The organism is Duncaniella muris, from assembly GCF_003024805.1.
GTDB lineage: Bacteria > Bacteroidota > Bacteroidia > Bacteroidales > Muribaculaceae > Duncaniella > Duncaniella muris.
The window spans coordinates 60,684-76,496 of record NZ_PUEC01000018.1 but is presented as its reverse complement, the minus strand read 5'-3'; the positions used below and the strand labels follow the sequence as shown (position 1 = coordinate 76,496).

General features: G+C 45.7%; 18 protein-coding genes. 1 reads left to right on the top strand and 17 read right to left on the bottom strand.

What is annotated here, in order from left to right:
• Positions 1-278: 278 nt before the first annotated feature.
• From C5O23_RS08780 to C5O23_RS08770, 3 genes are all read right to left on the bottom strand, one after another.
• On the bottom strand, positions 279-1,310 hold the full coding sequence (locus C5O23_RS08780) for a tyrosine-type recombinase/integrase (protein WP_068959954.1): 1,032 nt from the start codon (positions 1,308-1,310) through the stop codon (positions 279-281).
• The gene (locus tag C5O23_RS08775) at positions 1,303-2,256 is read right to left on the bottom strand and encodes a tyrosine-type recombinase/integrase (RefSeq protein ID WP_240597761.1); all 954 of its coding nucleotides are present in this window, start codon (positions 2,254-2,256) and stop codon (positions 1,303-1,305) included. The genes C5O23_RS08780 and C5O23_RS08775 overlap by 8 nt, the downstream gene beginning before the upstream one ends.
• A gap of 352 nt (positions 2,257-2,608) precedes the next feature.
• Positions 2,609-3,829: a tyrosine-type recombinase/integrase gene (locus C5O23_RS08770; protein WP_107032567.1), complete on the bottom strand. Its 1,221-nt coding sequence runs from the start codon at positions 3,827-3,829 to the stop codon at positions 2,609-2,611.
• 560 nt (positions 3,830-4,389) lie between these two features.
• Here C5O23_RS08770 and C5O23_RS14655 point away from each other — a divergent pair.
• The gene (locus C5O23_RS14655) at positions 4,390-4,698 is read left to right on the top strand and encodes a M23 family metallopeptidase (RefSeq protein WP_353957463.1); all 309 of its coding nucleotides are present in this window, start codon (positions 4,390-4,392) and stop codon (positions 4,696-4,698) included.
• A gap of 4 nt (positions 4,699-4,702) precedes the next feature.
• Here C5O23_RS14655 and C5O23_RS08760 read toward each other — a convergent pair whose 3' ends face one another.
• From C5O23_RS08760 to C5O23_RS08695, 14 genes are all read right to left on the bottom strand, one after another.
• Positions 4,703-5,752 carry a tyrosine-type recombinase/integrase gene (locus tag C5O23_RS08760; RefSeq protein WP_107032565.1) on the bottom strand — a complete coding sequence of 350 codons (1,050 nt, stop codon included), beginning with the start codon at positions 5,750-5,752 and terminating at the stop codon, positions 4,703-4,705.
• Between the two features lie 3 nt (positions 5,753-5,755).
• Positions 5,756-6,748, bottom strand: a complete 993-nt coding sequence (locus C5O23_RS08755; protein WP_161553579.1) for a tyrosine-type recombinase/integrase — start codon at positions 6,746-6,748, stop codon at positions 5,756-5,758.
• Positions 6,741-7,919 carry a tyrosine-type recombinase/integrase gene (locus tag C5O23_RS08750; protein WP_107032563.1) on the bottom strand — a complete coding sequence of 393 codons (1,179 nt, stop codon included), beginning with the start codon at positions 7,917-7,919 and terminating at the stop codon, positions 6,741-6,743. The genes C5O23_RS08755 and C5O23_RS08750 overlap by 8 nt, the downstream gene beginning before the upstream one ends.
• A 130-nt stretch (positions 7,920-8,049) precedes the next feature.
• Positions 8,050-8,322 carry a hypothetical protein gene (locus C5O23_RS14235; protein ID WP_107032562.1) on the bottom strand — a complete coding sequence of 91 codons (273 nt, stop codon included), beginning with the start codon at positions 8,320-8,322 and terminating at the stop codon, positions 8,050-8,052.
• Positions 8,319-8,858 (bottom strand): DUF3872 domain-containing protein, encoded by a 540-nt coding sequence (locus C5O23_RS08740; protein WP_107032561.1) that lies wholly within the window; start codon positions 8,856-8,858, stop codon positions 8,319-8,321. The genes C5O23_RS14235 and C5O23_RS08740 overlap by 4 nt, the downstream gene beginning before the upstream one ends.
• Positions 8,859-8,861: 3 nt before the next feature.
• The gene (locus tag C5O23_RS08735) at positions 8,862-9,734 is read right to left on the bottom strand and encodes a toprim domain-containing protein (RefSeq protein ID WP_107032560.1); all 873 of its coding nucleotides are present in this window, start codon (positions 9,732-9,734) and stop codon (positions 8,862-8,864) included.
• Positions 9,731-10,396 carry a hypothetical protein gene (locus tag C5O23_RS08730; protein WP_123476828.1) on the bottom strand — a complete coding sequence of 222 codons (666 nt, stop codon included), beginning with the start codon at positions 10,394-10,396 and terminating at the stop codon, positions 9,731-9,733. The genes C5O23_RS08735 and C5O23_RS08730 overlap by 4 nt, the downstream gene beginning before the upstream one ends.
• Before the next feature lie 6 nt (positions 10,397-10,402).
• The gene (locus C5O23_RS08725; RefSeq protein WP_107032558.1) at positions 10,403-10,987 is read right to left on the bottom strand and encodes a conjugal transfer protein TraO; all 585 of its coding nucleotides are present in this window, start codon (positions 10,985-10,987) and stop codon (positions 10,403-10,405) included.
• 4 nt (positions 10,988-10,991) lie between these two features.
• The gene (traN, locus tag C5O23_RS08720) at positions 10,992-11,867 is read right to left on the bottom strand and encodes a conjugative transposon protein TraN (RefSeq protein ID WP_458692841.1); all 876 of its coding nucleotides are present in this window, start codon (positions 11,865-11,867) and stop codon (positions 10,992-10,994) included.
• A 155-nt stretch (positions 11,868-12,022) separates the two neighbouring features.
• Complete coding sequence (traM, locus tag C5O23_RS08715; protein WP_107032556.1) at positions 12,023-13,222, bottom strand: conjugative transposon protein TraM; 1,200 nt, start codon at positions 13,220-13,222, stop codon at positions 12,023-12,025.
• Entirely contained in the window at positions 13,212-13,472 is a 261-nt protein-coding gene (locus tag C5O23_RS14650; RefSeq protein WP_410520470.1) for a TraL conjugative transposon family protein, read from the bottom strand. The genes traM and C5O23_RS14650 overlap by 11 nt, the downstream gene beginning before the upstream one ends.
• Positions 13,473-13,514: 42 nt before the next feature.
• Positions 13,515-14,138 (bottom strand): conjugative transposon protein TraK, encoded by a 624-nt coding sequence (traK, locus tag C5O23_RS08705; protein ID WP_107032554.1) that lies wholly within the window; start codon positions 14,136-14,138, stop codon positions 13,515-13,517.
• Between the two features lie 18 nt (positions 14,139-14,156).
• Positions 14,157-15,155, bottom strand: a complete 999-nt coding sequence (gene traJ / locus C5O23_RS08700; protein WP_107032571.1) for a conjugative transposon protein TraJ — start codon at positions 15,153-15,155, stop codon at positions 14,157-14,159.
• Between the two features lie 14 nt (positions 15,156-15,169).
• Complete coding sequence (locus tag C5O23_RS08695; protein WP_123476826.1) at positions 15,170-15,808, bottom strand: DUF4141 domain-containing protein; 639 nt, start codon at positions 15,806-15,808, stop codon at positions 15,170-15,172.
• Positions 15,809-15,813: the final 5 nt, after the last annotated feature.

Below are 15,813 nucleotides of genomic sequence, written 5' to 3'. Positions count from 1 at the left end.
GCCACATTCGCCGAGACAATGACACCTGACAGCTTTCTGAACTGGCTGTTATCCAGAGAATGGGACTACAGGGCCGCACGCAATATTGAGCGCCTGGTGAAAAACGCAAACTTCAGATACGACGACGTGCTGTTATCCTAACTTTCGGATAAGAGATATTATCCCAACTTCATTATTATCCCAACCAAAGAGGTATATATCCTGTAAAACAGATTATTATATACGATTATGGTTGGGATAATAATTTGATTGTCCAATCAAACTTTGTTGAGTTTTTGCTACTTCAGACCAAAGGCAGCTGCAAGAGATTTTTTGACTTTGGATGTTTTGTAATGCTTTTCAATGTTTTTTGTAGTGGCATCATCCATTATGGCAAGAGCCTTGATCATTTGTTCTTTGGATATGCCGACATACTTCATGGTCGTTTCGATACTTTCATGTCCGAGCAACCGTTGGATTTGTACGATGTTCACACCATCTTCCAGCCAGTGTGTCGCCCTTGCATGCCGCAAGCTATGACAATGGAATTTGTCCGATACCATTGGTGATTTGGATGCATATAGTTTAAGACGTTTTGAGACTGCCTCCTGACATAGCTTCGTATTTCTCCTGCCGTTGATTGGAAAGAACAGAAAGTCCGATGGAACAGGGGCTTTCCCATGGAACACGGATATATAATGACCGATGATTTTTGCCACGCTTTTTAGAAGATAGATGCAACGGCGTTTGCTTCCCTTTCCTGTCACCCTTATGCACGGACTCTTACTGCCAAGAGCGATATCGGCTATTTTTAGTGAAAGTACTTCATCTACACGTGTTGCAGTGCTGTACATGACATTGAACAGGGCAAAATCTCTCTTGCCTGTTATGGAGCCTGTGTCTATTGATGCAAACAAGGCTTTTATTGTTTCCCTTGATATGACCTCCGGCAGCTTTTTTACCGGACGTATCCTTTTTACCGATGTGATACTACATCCATACTTTATGAACGCGACATTTTTCCTAGATAAAAAAGCTATAAAGCTTCGCAAAGCCGCCAAACGCAGGTTGCAGGTTGACGGTGAACAGCCTTTTGCCTCTTTCATCCATGCAAGCCAATTTTCAATCGTGTCCACTCGGAAACAATCCCCGACAAGAGTCTCCCGCCTTATCCCCTTCACTGACTCCAGATAATCAAGGAAGAGTCCAAGTCCGTTCCTGTATGATCTGATTGCATTCCCGCTTAGGTTTCTCACTTCTGTCAGATAGTACCCTTGCCATTCATTGATGGCTTCCCCCACCATTATGTGTTCTTTAAGTTCCTTAGTCATTTTCGAAGTATTTGTTTAACCCCGGCAGCAGTTCATCGTAAGCGGATCCGGTAACAGACTCCAGTTCTTCCGAGAACAGCGGCACGAGTTTGTAATAGTATATTGTATTCTGTAAATATCTGTGTCCCATAGATCTGCTGAGGCACACCAGCTTCCTGTCCCAATCAGAATTTGAACCGTCCCCGCACCATTTGTTGATGTTTGTCACCGCATAGTTGCTCCTCAGGTCATAAGCACGGGCATAATCATTACTGACCCGCTTCCACAGCTTTTTGAAGTTGGAGCTTACCCATGCGTCGGAATACGGTCTGTCGTATTCATTTGGAAAGAACGTCTTTCTTCCGGGCATGATGGCGTCCATTTTCTTGTCGTATATTTCCAGGGCCTGTCTCATGGATTCATGTAATGCCACACGATGCTCATTATAGCCTTTCGTTTGGCAGATATTGATAACACCCGCTATCAGATCAACATTGCAACGTTCAAGAAGGCGGGCCTCGGTGGTTCGCATGCCGGAACTGTATAGAAGCCGGAAGAATACCGGAAGTTCAAGCCGGACCAGCGACGCTCGGATGTCATTACATGTGGCTGATGGGGTGAACGAGTCTGCCTCCGCAAAGAACGCGGCCAATTCTTCCTGAGTGAACGGATGTGGCGTATACGTACAACGGTTGGCTCTAGGGGTGGTCAGAGGCAGTCGCAGTGCCGTGAACCCTCTGCCATTGGCAAACCTGACAAACTCACGGACGGCTCCGATCCTGTTGTTGCGGCTTTTTGCGGACTCTTTTTCTCCGCGCTTGCAGAAATCATCAATAATGCAGGCTGTCAGCTTTTTAGCATTCGGATATTTTGATGCGCAGAACTCATTGAACCTTCGGAGCCTCTCCATTGTACGGCTATTGAGCCTGCCCGATGCCTCTATATGGGATTGGTAGGTCTCAAGCATCTTGGATATGATACTCGGACGGAACGGAAGCCCACAGACTTTGGGGCGTATAGGCTTATGTATATAGCCGGGATCCGGAGGGTATGACGGCAACGAAAACCGCACCCCTGTTTCCGTGGCGATATGTCGGACCAGCCTTCTGATGATTATGCATCTGGCTCTGTGGGTATAGTATTTTTCACTATCGCGTCTGTGACTCCATTCGGCTATCAACATGTCGTTCATTACACCACCGTGTGATTCACAATAGCGTAGAAAGGACTTTAGATATATTCCGGTTGCATAATCCAGTCTCCCTTCCTTTGTCAGAAGATTTGTATATTCTTCAACAATACATCCGATATTCTTCATTTCATTCATCCGTATAGGTTTTAGGCAATGGATACTTCTCTATGCTGAGTCCCAGTTCCCGAAGATGCGTGATGTCTGAGTCAACGTACGCTTCGACTGCCTGAGGGCAGGTATGCCCCAAAATGCCACTTATTATGACTGATTCTGTGCCTGCTCCGAGAAGCCGTGTGGCAAGATTATGCCGGAACACACCGATTCCGCGATGGCTTTCGCCGGGACGCAGCCCAAGTTTGTCAAAGACTCCGGATATTATAGTCCCGATGCTTTTGTATGAAAGTCGTTTTCCGGGTTGTACTTTACTTGGGAAGACGTATTCAGAACGGTCTTCCGCATTTCTTTCGTTCAGGATATATATCAACAGCGCATTGCCGACATTGGCTGACAACGGCAGCACAAGGGGGTACCCGGTCTTTACCTGTATCAACCTGATTTCTTCGTTCTCCCAGTCAATGTCTCCGGATTTGAGGTTTGCAATATCACAGCCACGCATACCGGTATACAAAGCCAAAGCCACTATGGCTTTCTCTCTCAGGGTCATTCGATTGTCCAACGGATTGGACAGACAGTCCTTGATTGCTTCCACTTCAAAGTCCCGTAGATTGTTATAGTTCCTTTTCTTGGGTTTCATCTTCGGCAACAACGAGATGATTCGTGGAATGTCAGGTGACAGGTCTCGGATCTTGTCCAATGCCAATCTGAGGTGGGACTGGGTGTGTTTTGAACCTTTTCGCTTTCCGGTCATGAAAAAATCCAAGACCAATTTGTCTGTTACCTCATTCAACATTACCGCCCCAGCAAGCTGCATCTTCAATAAGAACAATGCCAGCGTAGTGTATTTGGCGGATTTGGAAAGATTTTCCTCGGCCATGTTGGCCCTGTTCCGGAATTCATCCATTAAAAGCTTGTAACCTGGATTGAGTTTCTTGTAATTGGATGAAAAAAGTAATTTTGCACAAGGACGCCCATTCGGCAGATGGCCGTACTCATCAAAGGCTCTTACTGTATTGAGATACATTTTCTTAAGATCCAAAGTGAACTTTGTGTATCTCCGGCTATTCACAATGCGTTCCCAGTAGTCTTCATAGGATGAGATTGGGGATTTTGCATCGAACAAAGCAGCAAGGATTATCTTCACCTCCTTTATATATACTTTGTTGTAGTTGCAACTCTCCAAATGAGCAAGCAACTTTTGGTGGGTAAATTTTAATTGTTCTATGTCCATATATGTATTTGGCTTTAGTGCCAACACAAATATAGATATCAAATTATTATCCCAACCATAATCGTATATAATAATCTGTTTTACAGGATATATACCTCTTTGGTTGGGATAATAATGAAGTTGGGATAAGTGCTGTTATCCTAACTTTCGGATAAAAGGACTTTGTCTTTGCCGTATTTCTCGTACAGTGCGCAGAATTTGGAATAGTCTTTGCGAAGGAGTGCATCAGCCTGTGCTTCGGTTAGTTGACAACCACGGCGGTAGGGTTCGCCCGGCTGAACTTGGTGTCCATATCCAACGTAAGGCTTATCAAAAGCTATGGATAATCCCTATTATCAAAAGTATAACGTTATCCAAATAATGATATAAAAAGCTTTTATACTCATGGTTATACATTGGATTTTGGATGTTATTCTTGTGATAATAAATCAGCCCTTACATTGTCAAAACATATAGAGAAAAGGTCTATTTTGTCAGCTCCACTGAGAAAGATTATTGTTACATCCCATTTTGGGAGGCGTACAGATCCGTTTACAAAAAAATCCAGATGGCATAATGGCGTGGATTTAAAAGCAGTTGCCGGAGAACCGACATATGCAATGTTCGCGGGAGTGGTTGCCGAGGTGGGTTTTGACAATAGCAGGGGCCGGTATGTTATAGTCCGTAGTGGTCGGTATGCTTTTGAGTATTATCATTTAAGCCGGTGTCTTGTGTCCGAAGGGAGCTTGGTTTTAGCGGGAGATTCGATTGGGAATGCCGGTTCCACTGGTCGTTCTACTGGTCCCCATCTTCACATCACTTTAAAATGTGATGGAGTAAGCATCAACCCGGCGATTCTTATTGACAGGATAAGGCGTCATCGCTATTGATTATTTAATGATTTCTGGAACCAAGCCTTTTAAGCCATTCTTTAAGACTCCTGTCTGTTTCCCAAGAAGGTCTCGATCCATCATCTGAAGTCTCGGGGATGACATCCCTGTATGCTTTCTCCAGAGCCTCCCGTTTCTGCCTGGAGTCCGCACGGGCATATATTTCAGTAGTCAGGATTGAGACATGTCCGAGAATATCTCTGATATATACAAGATTCACTCCGGCTTGCAAAAGATGCATTGCCCTTGTGTGACGTAGGCAATGCGGAGACAGTTTCACAGGAACTAAATCGGGATTGGCAGAATGAGCCTTTCGGATGTATTTCATAAGTATATACGTTACCCCTGCACATGTGAGCCGTCCTCCAACTCTATTTTTAAATAATGGTTCCGTCTGCATTTCCGGCCGATGCAGACGGTTGTCATTAAGGTATTCGGTCAGTAGTGCCACGTTCTTCTTTTGCAGCGGCACCGCCCTGTTTTTGTTTCCTTTCCCTTGAAGAACCAGATACGCCGGTTCTTCAAGGTGAAGGTCGCAGGGACGTAAAAGTACCAGCTCATTGACCCTCGCCCCTGTGTCATAGAGCAGTGCCAGCATGGCAAGATCTCGTCGGTGGCTGATTGTGTCTGTTGGAATTTGGTTTAGCAACAGCCTGATTCCGTCAACTGATAGAAACAACATGGGCTTGGCAGTACCTTTCTTTGTTTTTATGGTCAACACATCCTGCCATCTGTCAATATGAGGCACATCAACACGTTGCAGGTATCGGCATAACGAGTGGATAGCGGCAAGCCGCTGATTGCGGGTTGATACCGAGACATTTTTCTTATCCTCAAGCCATGAAAGGTATTCAAGCACAAGTTTTTTTGTGACATACGCCGTGGTGATACGTTCTGAACGAATGTGTTGTGTCGTTTCAATGAAATCAATATATGATGACAACGCATTGGCATAAGATCTTACAGTGTGGGGACTGCAACCTTTCTCGGCACACAAGTAGACCGAAAAGAAGTTTCCGATGTATCTGGCTATATATGTTTCTGTCCTGTTCATAAACTATATTGTTTTTATCGTTGGGAATACGTATTCTGATATGGGTGTGGTCAGTTCGGAGAAGTCTGGATATGCCTGATTGGTGATTCTGACATAATATTCGGTGTCGGTGACACATTTGTGCCCTAACGCCACGGACAGTACCGGCAGGATGCAGTAAACATCACGGCCCTCTTTTGCCATCCGGTCAAGAGCATGCACGGCAAAGGTGTGTCGGAGGTCGTGTATCCTCGGTCCAATTCCGGGTATGTACTTTATGTCAGCATCCCTGAGTATCTTATGGAACCATGCGCCTATGCAGCTCGGATGTAGCCTATCGCCCCTGAGATTCACCAAAAAATAAGAGTCGGGATTATCTATGTTTTTGACAGGTAGTTTTCTCCTATAATCAAGATATTGCGTTACTGCATATTGAAGCGTAGGGATTATAGGCAGTAGGCGTTCCTGCCTGTTTTTCGTATTCCGGACGGTTATCTTACCCGTTTGTATATCAACATCTGAATTCTTCAGGCTGCACGCCTCTCCGATTCTCATGCCGGTCGAGTAAAGAAGCCGAAGAAGAACCGGGACTGAAAATATTACTGAATGATAGCGCAACGAACCAAGGCGTAAGGCGTCGGCTGCTCGAAAAATCTTCTGTATTTCCTCTCTGGAATAGATATATGGCGTATACGTCTTTTTGGGTTTGCGGGGATATGCCGGCACCTCGCATTTTATTCCGAGTCTGATAAGATATTTACAGAACTGACCGATGGCGCTAATCTTCTCATATATTGTTGCGGGCTTGTTCCCGGACATGGTTTTCTCAACCCAATGGGCTATTGTTTCTGCCCTCAGCTCTACATTAGGGATACTTTCCTGAGTGGCGAATCGGTCAAAAAGACGCAATGCGTCATAGAGTCCGCTGCGGGGACTAAGACCGCCGGCATCCTTCATGGCTACAAAACGTTCCAGATACGGTGCATACACGCTGGTGTATTTCCTGTTCTCATTCATAAAATCCACCGTTTGATTGATTGTAAAAATTATCATCCACTTGTGGCACATCATGCATACAACGTGTCAATGAATTGATGTCTATGCGCAAGTAGTTCATTGTCACGTCAGTCCCACTATGGCCCAGCGTTTCAGAGATGCACACGAGCCCTGTCCCTTGCTGGAGCAGACGGGTCGCAAGTGAAAACCGCATTGAATGAGGCCCGTGTTTACGTCCGGCGGTATGTATGTTGCTTCCCACAATCACATTTGAAATGTGTCTTGCTGCACCGGATCGGTTCATTGGGGTATATGGAAGTACATGAGTCACGAAAATATTGGGGCTTGATGTCTTTGGTCTTACTTTCAGATATGACACAATCGCCTCTCCGACATCTTTCAACAAAGGCAGTTCAACGGTTCTACCTGTTTTCGCTTGAATGATATTCAGCATGGATCTGTCCCAGTCCAAATCGTCGAATGTAAGTCCGATGATGTCGGAAATCCTTAAACCGAGCCTCGTGGAAAGGAGGAGCATGGCATATGTGCGCTTACCTATCGGGCCGCTACGATCAACATGGGATTCTATGGCCTTAATTTCGTCCCTTTCATATGTCGATGGCAATCTACTTGTTCTCGTCGAATGCATGAACTCAAAGATATATGTCATATCCTTTATGTCGGGATGCCTTTTAGATACATACCGGTAGAATTGCCTCATGGTGCTAAGACGGCTGCTTTTCGATTCCTCCACATTGAGAAACGCAATGATGTCGGACTCTTCTATCTGGGCAAAAGTGGTCTTTCCATTGACATTTAATGATGTCACAAAGTATGAGAGAAGTCTCTGATAATTCTCGACGGTAATAAGCCGGCAACGTTGTCCTATCTTATAGACAAGGAATTCTTTGCAGACAGCTCCTATTTCGCCGGGTAATGGGGGTTCTGCGACACGTTTGGCATGTTTAGGTATGTTACCGGTTTGGAGAAATGCATCTAATATTCTGATACTTCGCTTATACCGTCTTTGTGCGGACGGAGTAAGTGTCGGAAGTGTCTCAAATAGGAACCGCCTCCCAATCTCACAAGTATAAGCCGTTGCTCCGATCTTTTTAAGGTAAGGCAACACATGGAGTATCCATCGGCGCATATGGACTTTTACGCAGCCGGGGGAATAGCCTGATTCATCCATTTGTCTTGAACAATTCCGGATGAGTTCATCGAAAGAGGAAATTGAGGTAGTCTTGGCTGTAAATTTTAGAAGTTTATCATTTTAACACATAAATTGTGCCAATAGTTTAATATTATCCAAACATATTATCTTAAAGATAAATTGGTGTGCAATGATATACATGTTCATAGTCAATATTGCTTTGGATAACGTTATACTTTTGATAATAAGGCCAATGCTTCGGCTTATGGAGTGTTTCAAACTTTTTGATTATGAGAACTGCACGCTCAAAGAGCGGCAGTTCCATTATACTTCTTTTTGTTTTTTGCTCCTTTGCGGGGGCAGTTCGTTGTGAGGCAGCGTTGCCGGGCATTGTCCCCACAATGGAGAACAATGCCATAAAGAGTATCAGGAGTTTCTTCATTTGCCGATGGGTGTTACTGTTCCGGGATTGATGGGTGTCACTACCAGACTTCCCGTGCCGCCGTTGTCGTCGCTGTCGTTGCTGTCGTTGCTGTTGAACTCAAAGGTTTGCTCCCAACGAGTCCCATAGTTGTCCTCAATCGTTATCAGAAGTTCGTGACTTTCTGAGGAGTGAGCAGTGTAGTTGAGTCGGAATTGCTTGGATTCGAGTAGGACGCGGTCATTGTTGACGAGTGTCGGGCCATCGACAAGTTTCAGTGTACCTTTCCCCTCATACTGGAAGTATCGGATTGTGTAGAGGGTGTTGGTGTAGTTCCCTTCGGGGACGATGGTCATACGCAGTTCGACTGTTTCGCCATTGGCGATTTTGTCGGCGTATGGCATGACTTCCACGGTGAAGGGATATGACTGCTGCACATCGAGGTCGTTAGAACATGAGGTGAGGGAGAACATGAGAGCGAAGAGGACTGCCCAGCATCCGAAGAAACGGGCGGGAGTGACGCGGAGTGCGCCAATTCTATTGAGGATTGTTTTCATTTTTCAGAGTTTAAGTTTTGATTTTGTTGTCTGTTTGGGATAGATTGACATTAGATAGTCGTTCAGATCCTTGTGATTGGGGTAAAGTGCGGACTTATCCATTACCTTATCGCCTAACTCCTGTTGGAGTTTGACGAATGCAGCTCGTCCGGCATTGTCGTTGTCAAGATAGCAGCTCACCACGCTGTAATCTCTCAGTGGCACAATGGCCTTATTCAGATTTGATACGGAGTTAAGCACGATTGTATCAGTACCGTCATTATATCCGAGTCGTTCCGCTGAGAGAAAGTCGATGAAGCCTTCAAACACATTGCATCGGGCGTTGCCATTGGCTATATGGGTTATATGTTTCGGAGGATAAGAACCCTTAAATGCGGCATTGCGGAGTTCGTAACCATGTGCATTATTCTCAAAGCCAATGGCATAGTAATCTTTACCATGTAGTCGGTAATCAACCTGTACGCAGTAGCGTTGGGCTATGTCGCGTGATATGCCACGGTCAGCAAGGTATTTAAGCAGAGCCGGAGCCTCCAGTCTGGAGATTTCAACATTTTCAAAGGTTGGTTCTTCCTTGAACGGCATTGGCTTGTAGGGCTTCTCCACAGCCAACTGCATCTTTTGGGCGATGAACTCCGCACGTTTGATGAAGTCTGTTTCGCCTGTCAATTCTCCGGCAAGATTGAAGATGTCGCCACCGGCACCGCTCCCAAAATCGAACCATAGGTTTTTGCGCGGGTTGACATGGAACGACGGCTTACGTTCATTGCGGTATGGAGAGTAGAACCATAGTCCTTTGCTGTCACGACCTGTCGGCTGATAGCCGAGGTGGTTGAGAAAATCCACCAACGGGATTTTCCGGATAGTGTCAATGTTCATAGGCGCATTTTTCGTTTAGGTTTTGGCGGCTTTTCCTCCAGTTTGGGAGTCTGCTTTTTCTGAAAAGCGTTCATTTCTCCGGCGATATAGCGGTTGAGTTCTGACTTATTGGCGCAGCCAGTCAACTCATACGCGAGGTCGTAGATTCCACCGTTGGCTCCTGTTTTTGTATCTCGCCATAGATTTGTGCGGATGTTGACAACCATAGTGCCTTTGACTGATGAATCGTAGGGAGTATTGTAGATTCTCAAATCACCGTCAGCGGCTACCGGATGTTCTTGCCCCAGAGCCTTCATAAAGTCAGTGAGCGGTATTTTGGCAATGTCAAGGTGTATTACCTGTGGCTCAATGGCTCTTTTTGTGAGCATTTCCTTGGCAATCTCATTCTCGTTCATCATCTTGACAATGTAGCCGTTAATATCCTTCCGATGGTTGCCCCTTGCTGTAAGTTCCGCTAAATCATATAAATTACCGGATTCATCAGTCCCGTGGTCATACCAATTATTCATTTTGGTGTCAACCACTAATAATGCCTCTGCATCATCGCGGTACGGAGCATAGTAAAGTTTCAAATATCCATAGCCGCCAACTGACTTTTCGCCAAGGGCATCCAAGAATGCCGTAATCGGCATCCCCGGAATATCTTTCTCAGTGTATATCATAGCCTGTCAGTCCATCACAATTCTAATGCCCAATCCGTAGGAGAAATGGCAGTGCCCCGTTGAATTACCGAAAATGAATCTCTCTTTGAGGTTGGCAGTGAGGGCGATTCTGTCTGAGAGATAGAAATCGGCTTGAAGATTGACCCCTCCACCATAGATAAAGGCGTCCGAGTTGTGGAGTGTTGCACCGTCGGATAAAAGTGTCTTACCCCAGTTGACCGTCTCATATCCGGCAAGAGCTGAGATTCCTCCATAGAGGTGAAAGAACTGTGTATAGTTGCTGTAAAGGTGGAGATTATATTCTGCTTCTCCAGTAAATTCAGCTACGGGGATACGACCTTTCTCGCCGTAAGACTTATAGGTTTGGAGATACTCACCCCCGAAGACCCATTCGTGGGCATTGTTGCCTTTGAAAACGGAGTAATAGACACCGAAAGAATAGCCACAGTTGCGGGCTGAGCCGGTATAGAAACCGTCAACCATATTCGCCTTGACTTCTACCGACCTCATGCCGGGAAGTGTTCGCTGAGCCATTGCCTGCCCTGTGAAAAGGGCAAGCATGGCAGCGAAAATTATCATCGCTTTTCTCATTGGATTACTGAATTGAAAGTTCATCAATTACGTTGGCTCTTACGATGTCTTCATTATCGACTACAAAGGACTGATGGCGACCACCTTCTTTTTCGGCGACCTCGATAACGAGCTGCTTGTCGTCAGGGATTGTGAATTTCTCCAGAGCGAACACTGTGTGTTCAGTTGATTTGCCATGTACGACCGTCACATAGTTCTGGGCGCGTAGCGGTTCAAGCACCTGTTCCTGCATGGCAGTTCTCTTTATAACTTTCTTATCCACAATCTTGAACGACACAAAATCAATGTCGAAAGCTATATTTGAGGTATTCTTCAGTTCGGTGTGGAAATAGAGCAAACCGTTGTTGGTGTAGATGCTTTTCAGTAGGAACTGGACACCGAAACGCTTGCTGCCGATGTGCTTGATCTCACGCTTGTTCTGCTTGTAGATACTTTTCATGATGAGCTTTACAAGCATTGGCGACTCCTGACCCAGTTTTTCCAGATAGATCTCTTGTGCATTGTTAGGACGGTTCACTGCTTCGCCGTCATGGAGAAAATCGGTCATTTCGATACTGAGCAACAACGGCTCTTTGGCGAATTTCACGTTAAATGTGTAGTAGCTACCATCTTCCGTAATAACCGAAAGATTGGTTTCCTGTTTGAAAGACTTGAAAGCCGATTTGACACGAAGCACATTCTTCGCACCGTCGGCGAGTCCGGCAACGAGGTTCTCATTGCCCAAGTCCACATAGGTGATTTCTGCCGGGAAGATGATGTGCGTGGTCTTGTTGTAGCAAACCTCCAGTGCATGAGGAGGAATCATTCGGTCGAAACCGACTTTGCGAGTAAGACCGTCGAATTTGTCGCCATCGGTGTAGTTTGCACCGTACACGGTCATATCGTGTTCGGCGACCGTTTCAGTGTCAGACGACACGTTGCCATCGGTGTTTTTGACTGTTTTAGCGTTGACAGCGGTGGCTGCACCGAAGAGCGTCACTGCCGCAACAAAGAGTTTTGTGATTGTTTTCATTTGTTGTTGGTGTGTTTTGTTGATTATTGCTCAACCTGTTTGAGCATCACTTTGTATCCGGATTTCAGATGAACTTTTACCTGACGGACTTTCTTAGTAAGATATTGGCCTACGCCGTTGAGTAAGCCTCGACCCACATCGGAGACAATCTGTGCTCCAGCATTGGTGGATATGTTGATTGAACTGCCGACTGTTGAGCCCATGTTGGCTCCGATTTCTTTCAGTGCGTCAGACTCCATAGAGTTGGGTATGTTGATACCCTCCTGACCGTCTGAGTCATATACAGCGAGGTCAACGTCCATTATACAGCCTAATGCCTCTATACTCTCGATGGTGATTTCAAGGCGTTCACCTTGCAATCGTGCCGAGCCGACAACGGTTGTATTCTTTGGCAACAGAGAGTTCCCAATCCACATCGGTTCAAGAGTTCTCAGTTTCACACTCTGACCGTCAATTACCGACTGGTCAGAGGCTATGCACGCTGAAATGGTATTCTTGAAATTCTGACGTTTGCCGCCGACAGCGGTAGAGAATGACCGTTCAGATGTTGCCACACTGAGAGAGGAAACCACATTGCGGTTGACCTGATTCACGGGCATAACTTTACGCTCCTTCTCCGGCTCATCGACGATGACCGCCTGTTGGCTACCATTTCCGGTGCCGAGATACTGCGCAGCCAACTGATAAGACTTCTCCATCAGCTCCACTTCATTGGGCTGCTGAGTCTGCTGTTGGGCGTAGGCATTCTGCATTTCAAGTTCATCAATCCTCGCTTGCAATTCCGCGACCTGTGCCGCCGACTGATCTTCGGGAATATAGAAATCTTCAAGTGACGCTTGTACTGACTGGTACGCCTGAGCGGACGATTCGATTGCCGTCGGCTCTTCTGAAATATTTGTCGGCATTGTGTCCGCCATTTCAGTGAATGTCTGGACTACGCTGTCCTGTCGGTGTTTTTCATCTTCAAGTGCCTTAGCCTCCATTGCTTTTAGTTTGTTCCCTTCTATTTCAGCATTGTCACCATCCGGCAATTCCATATTGGCGTTGCTTGTGTCGGTCTTGTCTGACGAGAATCCACTGCCGAAAATTAACCAAAGGGAAACTATGAATGTCAGGAACATCGCCGGAAATACAATGGCATACTTTTTAAGTTTGGCTCTCTCAGCCTCATTTTTCGGCTGAAACCAGCCATTGACTTTCGTTTTCAGTTCTTCAAATGTCATCAAATGTTGGTAGTGACTGTTTTTCAGGTGAAGCTGGTAACTCCACTGCCTTTATATGCGTTATCTCATCAATGTGCTGACGGGCTTGCCCCAATCCGATATGGTAACAGGCGTTGCCGAACAATAGGAATGCGATCAGGACAAACAATCCGAAGAATATACCCACGACTGTCAACCGTCGTTTCTGCGGTATATCATCACATTTGCTTCTGAGGAAATTTCTCAATTTCCCTTTGGGTATGTGCCACACCTTATTATATATGGTGCCGCGTACTTTTGATAAAACTCTCACTTATCGTTTGATTGTGGAAATATCTTTATTTTCAAGGATGTTGAAGCCCTCTATAATAAAGCCGTTGGGATTGTCGTCAGATCTTGACGAATTGGTCAGCTTGCAGGTCGTTATAAGGCTGCGCTCCGTCACGTTGCTCTGACGAATGATTTTCTGCTTCGCATAAGTAACTGCTGTGTATGGATAGTTGGTGAAGTTGCACACAACGCTGTCCACCTGACATATCTGGTTGATGTTGCCTGAGATAATTCGGTTATAGTAACCTTTTTCCGAGAAGTCAGAGTAGTAATTGTATGCGCTGTTGTCAGAGAGAATCAATGCACGGTTGATATTGTGTTCAATGGCTGACTTGTCTGGCGAGAGAGTGAAAAACAATTCATGGAAACGTCTTACATGCTCCCGTGCCTCTGCCGGACGGTTCTGGCTCATGTCCTGTGACAAGGCAAGCATCAAAGACTTGCCATTGTCAAGGACATAGATTTTTTCACGCTGCTTCTCGACAAAGTTGAAAACCATAACCAGAGCCACCGAGACAACCACCGCACACATAGCCACAAATACAATTCCGAAAAGCCTTATCTGACGGAAAGATGACTCTATGTTTTTAAGTGATTTGAACTCCATTTAATCGGTGTTTGAATATCATTTTAATAGTTTTCCGGCTCTGCCGGCCACGTTGCCCGCAACTGCACCGCCGACACTTCCGGCCATAGACCCTGCTTGCATTGCTGTATTGTTGACAGCTCGATTGTAGTTTCCGGCACCGCCGGCTTGAATAATCCACCCCGCCACAGTGGGTATTGTAAAGTAGCCTATAATGCCGATAATCATAAATATAACATACGCAGTATTTGTCCCGTCGAGGTCTGCATTGGGGTTGTTAGTCAGTTCTGAAATGTCGTTTTGAAGCATCAAGACTTGTATCTTGGCAAGAATGGTACTGAACAAATCCGCCACAGGCAACCATAGATAAGTCTGAATATATCGCTGGATCCACATGGTCAGTGTTGACTGGAAGCCGTCCCACACTGAGAGGGCAAATGCTATCGGGCCGAGTATTGCCAACACAATCAGAAAGAATGTCCTTATTGTGTCTATCGTAAGGGAGGCTGCTTGAAACAGCATTTCAAGTAATTCCCTGAAAAAGTTCTGAATGGCTTTCTTGACCTTATACATTCCTCGCTCGATATACATTCCTGCGGCAGTCCCTATTTCAGTCACGCCCAACTCATCAATCTGACGGTCAAACTCAGCATCATCAACGAGGTACGCGGTTGACGGGTCATTCATCATCTGCTCATATTCCAACCGGTCTTTTTCTTCACGGTACTTTTGCATATCGAGGGTTTGCCCCTCCAGCATCGAGGATGTTCCTTGAACGATTGGCGACATCACCGCATTGATTGTCCCAAGTACCACCGTAGGGAAGAACATTATGCAGAAGCCGATAACAAAGGGGCGAAGCAAAGGGAACACATCAATCGGTTCTGCTCTCGCCAGCGATTGCCAGATACGGTAGGCAACATAGAACAATGCACCTAATCCGGCGATTGCCTGTGCCACGCCCGCCATATCCGAACACAGTGGCATCATCTCATCATAGAGCGAGCGGAGGATTGTGTGAAGGTTGCTGAAATCTATCGCACACAGCATGACTACCAGTATTTTTCACTGCCGTCGCCGTAGAGGCTTACAACCCTTTGTGTGTCGGCTTTCTTTTTCGCCCTCAGATATGAGACGCTGATGTTCTTATTGGTGTAATAAGCGGTCAGATTCTTCAAACGCTTCATCTCCTTGTAACAGTTATCCACCACATCCATACGGTCTTTGTCGGTCATTGAGAGAGTGGTAATGTTGACCACCTGTTTCAAATCTCCAAGCACCCCATTGGCCTCTTCCAATATCCGGGTGTAGCCGGAGGCTATTGCAGACAGTTCCGATGATGTGAAGTTTGGATCCGTCAGCATCTTCTGGAAATTATTGACATAGTAGCCGGAGATATTGCCGAGCATGAGGATTGTCTGCTGTACCTTTCGGGCATCGCGGACGAGATTGTTGACCGACTGGAGAGCGTCGTAATATTTCTTCGCCTGCTGATAAATTTTCACGGTTTCCTGAAAATTTTTAACCATATTTTGCGCCGTCGAGGTCTCCTGAACAAGTGATTTGGAGTTGTTTACGATACTTTGGGCGATGTTGGAAGGGTCAATGACCGTCCATTGAGCGTTTGCCTTGTTTGTACTGAAAAGTATGCAGATAGCAAACAATGAAATAATAATCTTGATATTTTGCATTTCTT

What these genes read in the sequence shown, in the direction of transcription:
- C5O23_RS08780 (WP_068959954.1), bottom strand. Translation starts at nt 1,310, where the DNA reads ATGACTAAGGAACTTAAAGAACACATAATGGTGGGGGAAGCCATCAAT.
- C5O23_RS08775 (WP_240597761.1), bottom strand. Translation starts at nt 2,256, where the DNA reads ATGCTTGAGACCTACCAATCCCATATAGAGGCATCGGGCAGGCTCAAT.
- C5O23_RS08770 (WP_107032567.1), bottom strand. Translation starts at nt 3,829, where the DNA reads ATGGACATAGAACAATTAAAATTTACCCACCAAAAGTTGCTTGCTCAT.
- C5O23_RS08760 (WP_107032565.1), bottom strand. Translation starts at nt 5,752, where the DNA reads ATGAACAGGACAGAAACATATATAGCCAGATACATCGGAAACTTCTTT.
- C5O23_RS08755 (WP_161553579.1), bottom strand. Translation starts at nt 6,748, where the DNA reads ATGAATGAGAACAGGAAATACACCAGCGTGTATGCACCGTATCTGGAA.
- C5O23_RS08750 (WP_107032563.1), bottom strand. Translation starts at nt 7,919, where the DNA reads ATGGATGAATCAGGCTATTCCCCCGGCTGCGTAAAAGTCCATATGCGC.
- C5O23_RS14235 (WP_107032562.1), bottom strand. Translation starts at nt 8,322, where the DNA reads ATGAAGAAACTCCTGATACTCTTTATGGCATTGTTCTCCATTGTGGGG.
- C5O23_RS08740 (WP_107032561.1), bottom strand. Translation starts at nt 8,858, where the DNA reads ATGAAAACAATCCTCAATAGAATTGGCGCACTCCGCGTCACTCCCGCC.
- C5O23_RS08735 (WP_107032560.1), bottom strand. Translation starts at nt 9,734, where the DNA reads ATGAACATTGACACTATCCGGAAAATCCCGTTGGTGGATTTTCTCAAC.
- C5O23_RS08730 (WP_123476828.1), bottom strand. Translation starts at nt 10,396, where the DNA reads ATGATATACACTGAGAAAGATATTCCGGGGATGCCGATTACGGCATTC.
- C5O23_RS08725 (WP_107032558.1), bottom strand. Translation starts at nt 10,987, where the DNA reads ATGAGAAAAGCGATGATAATTTTCGCTGCCATGCTTGCCCTTTTCACA.
- traN (WP_458692841.1), bottom strand. Translation starts at nt 11,867, where the DNA reads ATGACCGTGTACGGTGCAAACTACACCGATGGCGACAAATTCGACGGT.
- traM (WP_107032556.1), bottom strand. Translation starts at nt 13,222, where the DNA reads ATGACATTTGAAGAACTGAAAACGAAAGTCAATGGCTGGTTTCAGCCG.
- traK (WP_107032554.1), bottom strand. Translation starts at nt 14,138, where the DNA reads ATGGAGTTCAAATCACTTAAAAACATAGAGTCATCTTTCCGTCAGATA.
- C5O23_RS08695 (WP_123476826.1), bottom strand. Translation starts at nt 15,808, where the DNA reads ATGCAAAATATCAAGATTATTATTTCATTGTTTGCTATCTGCATACTT.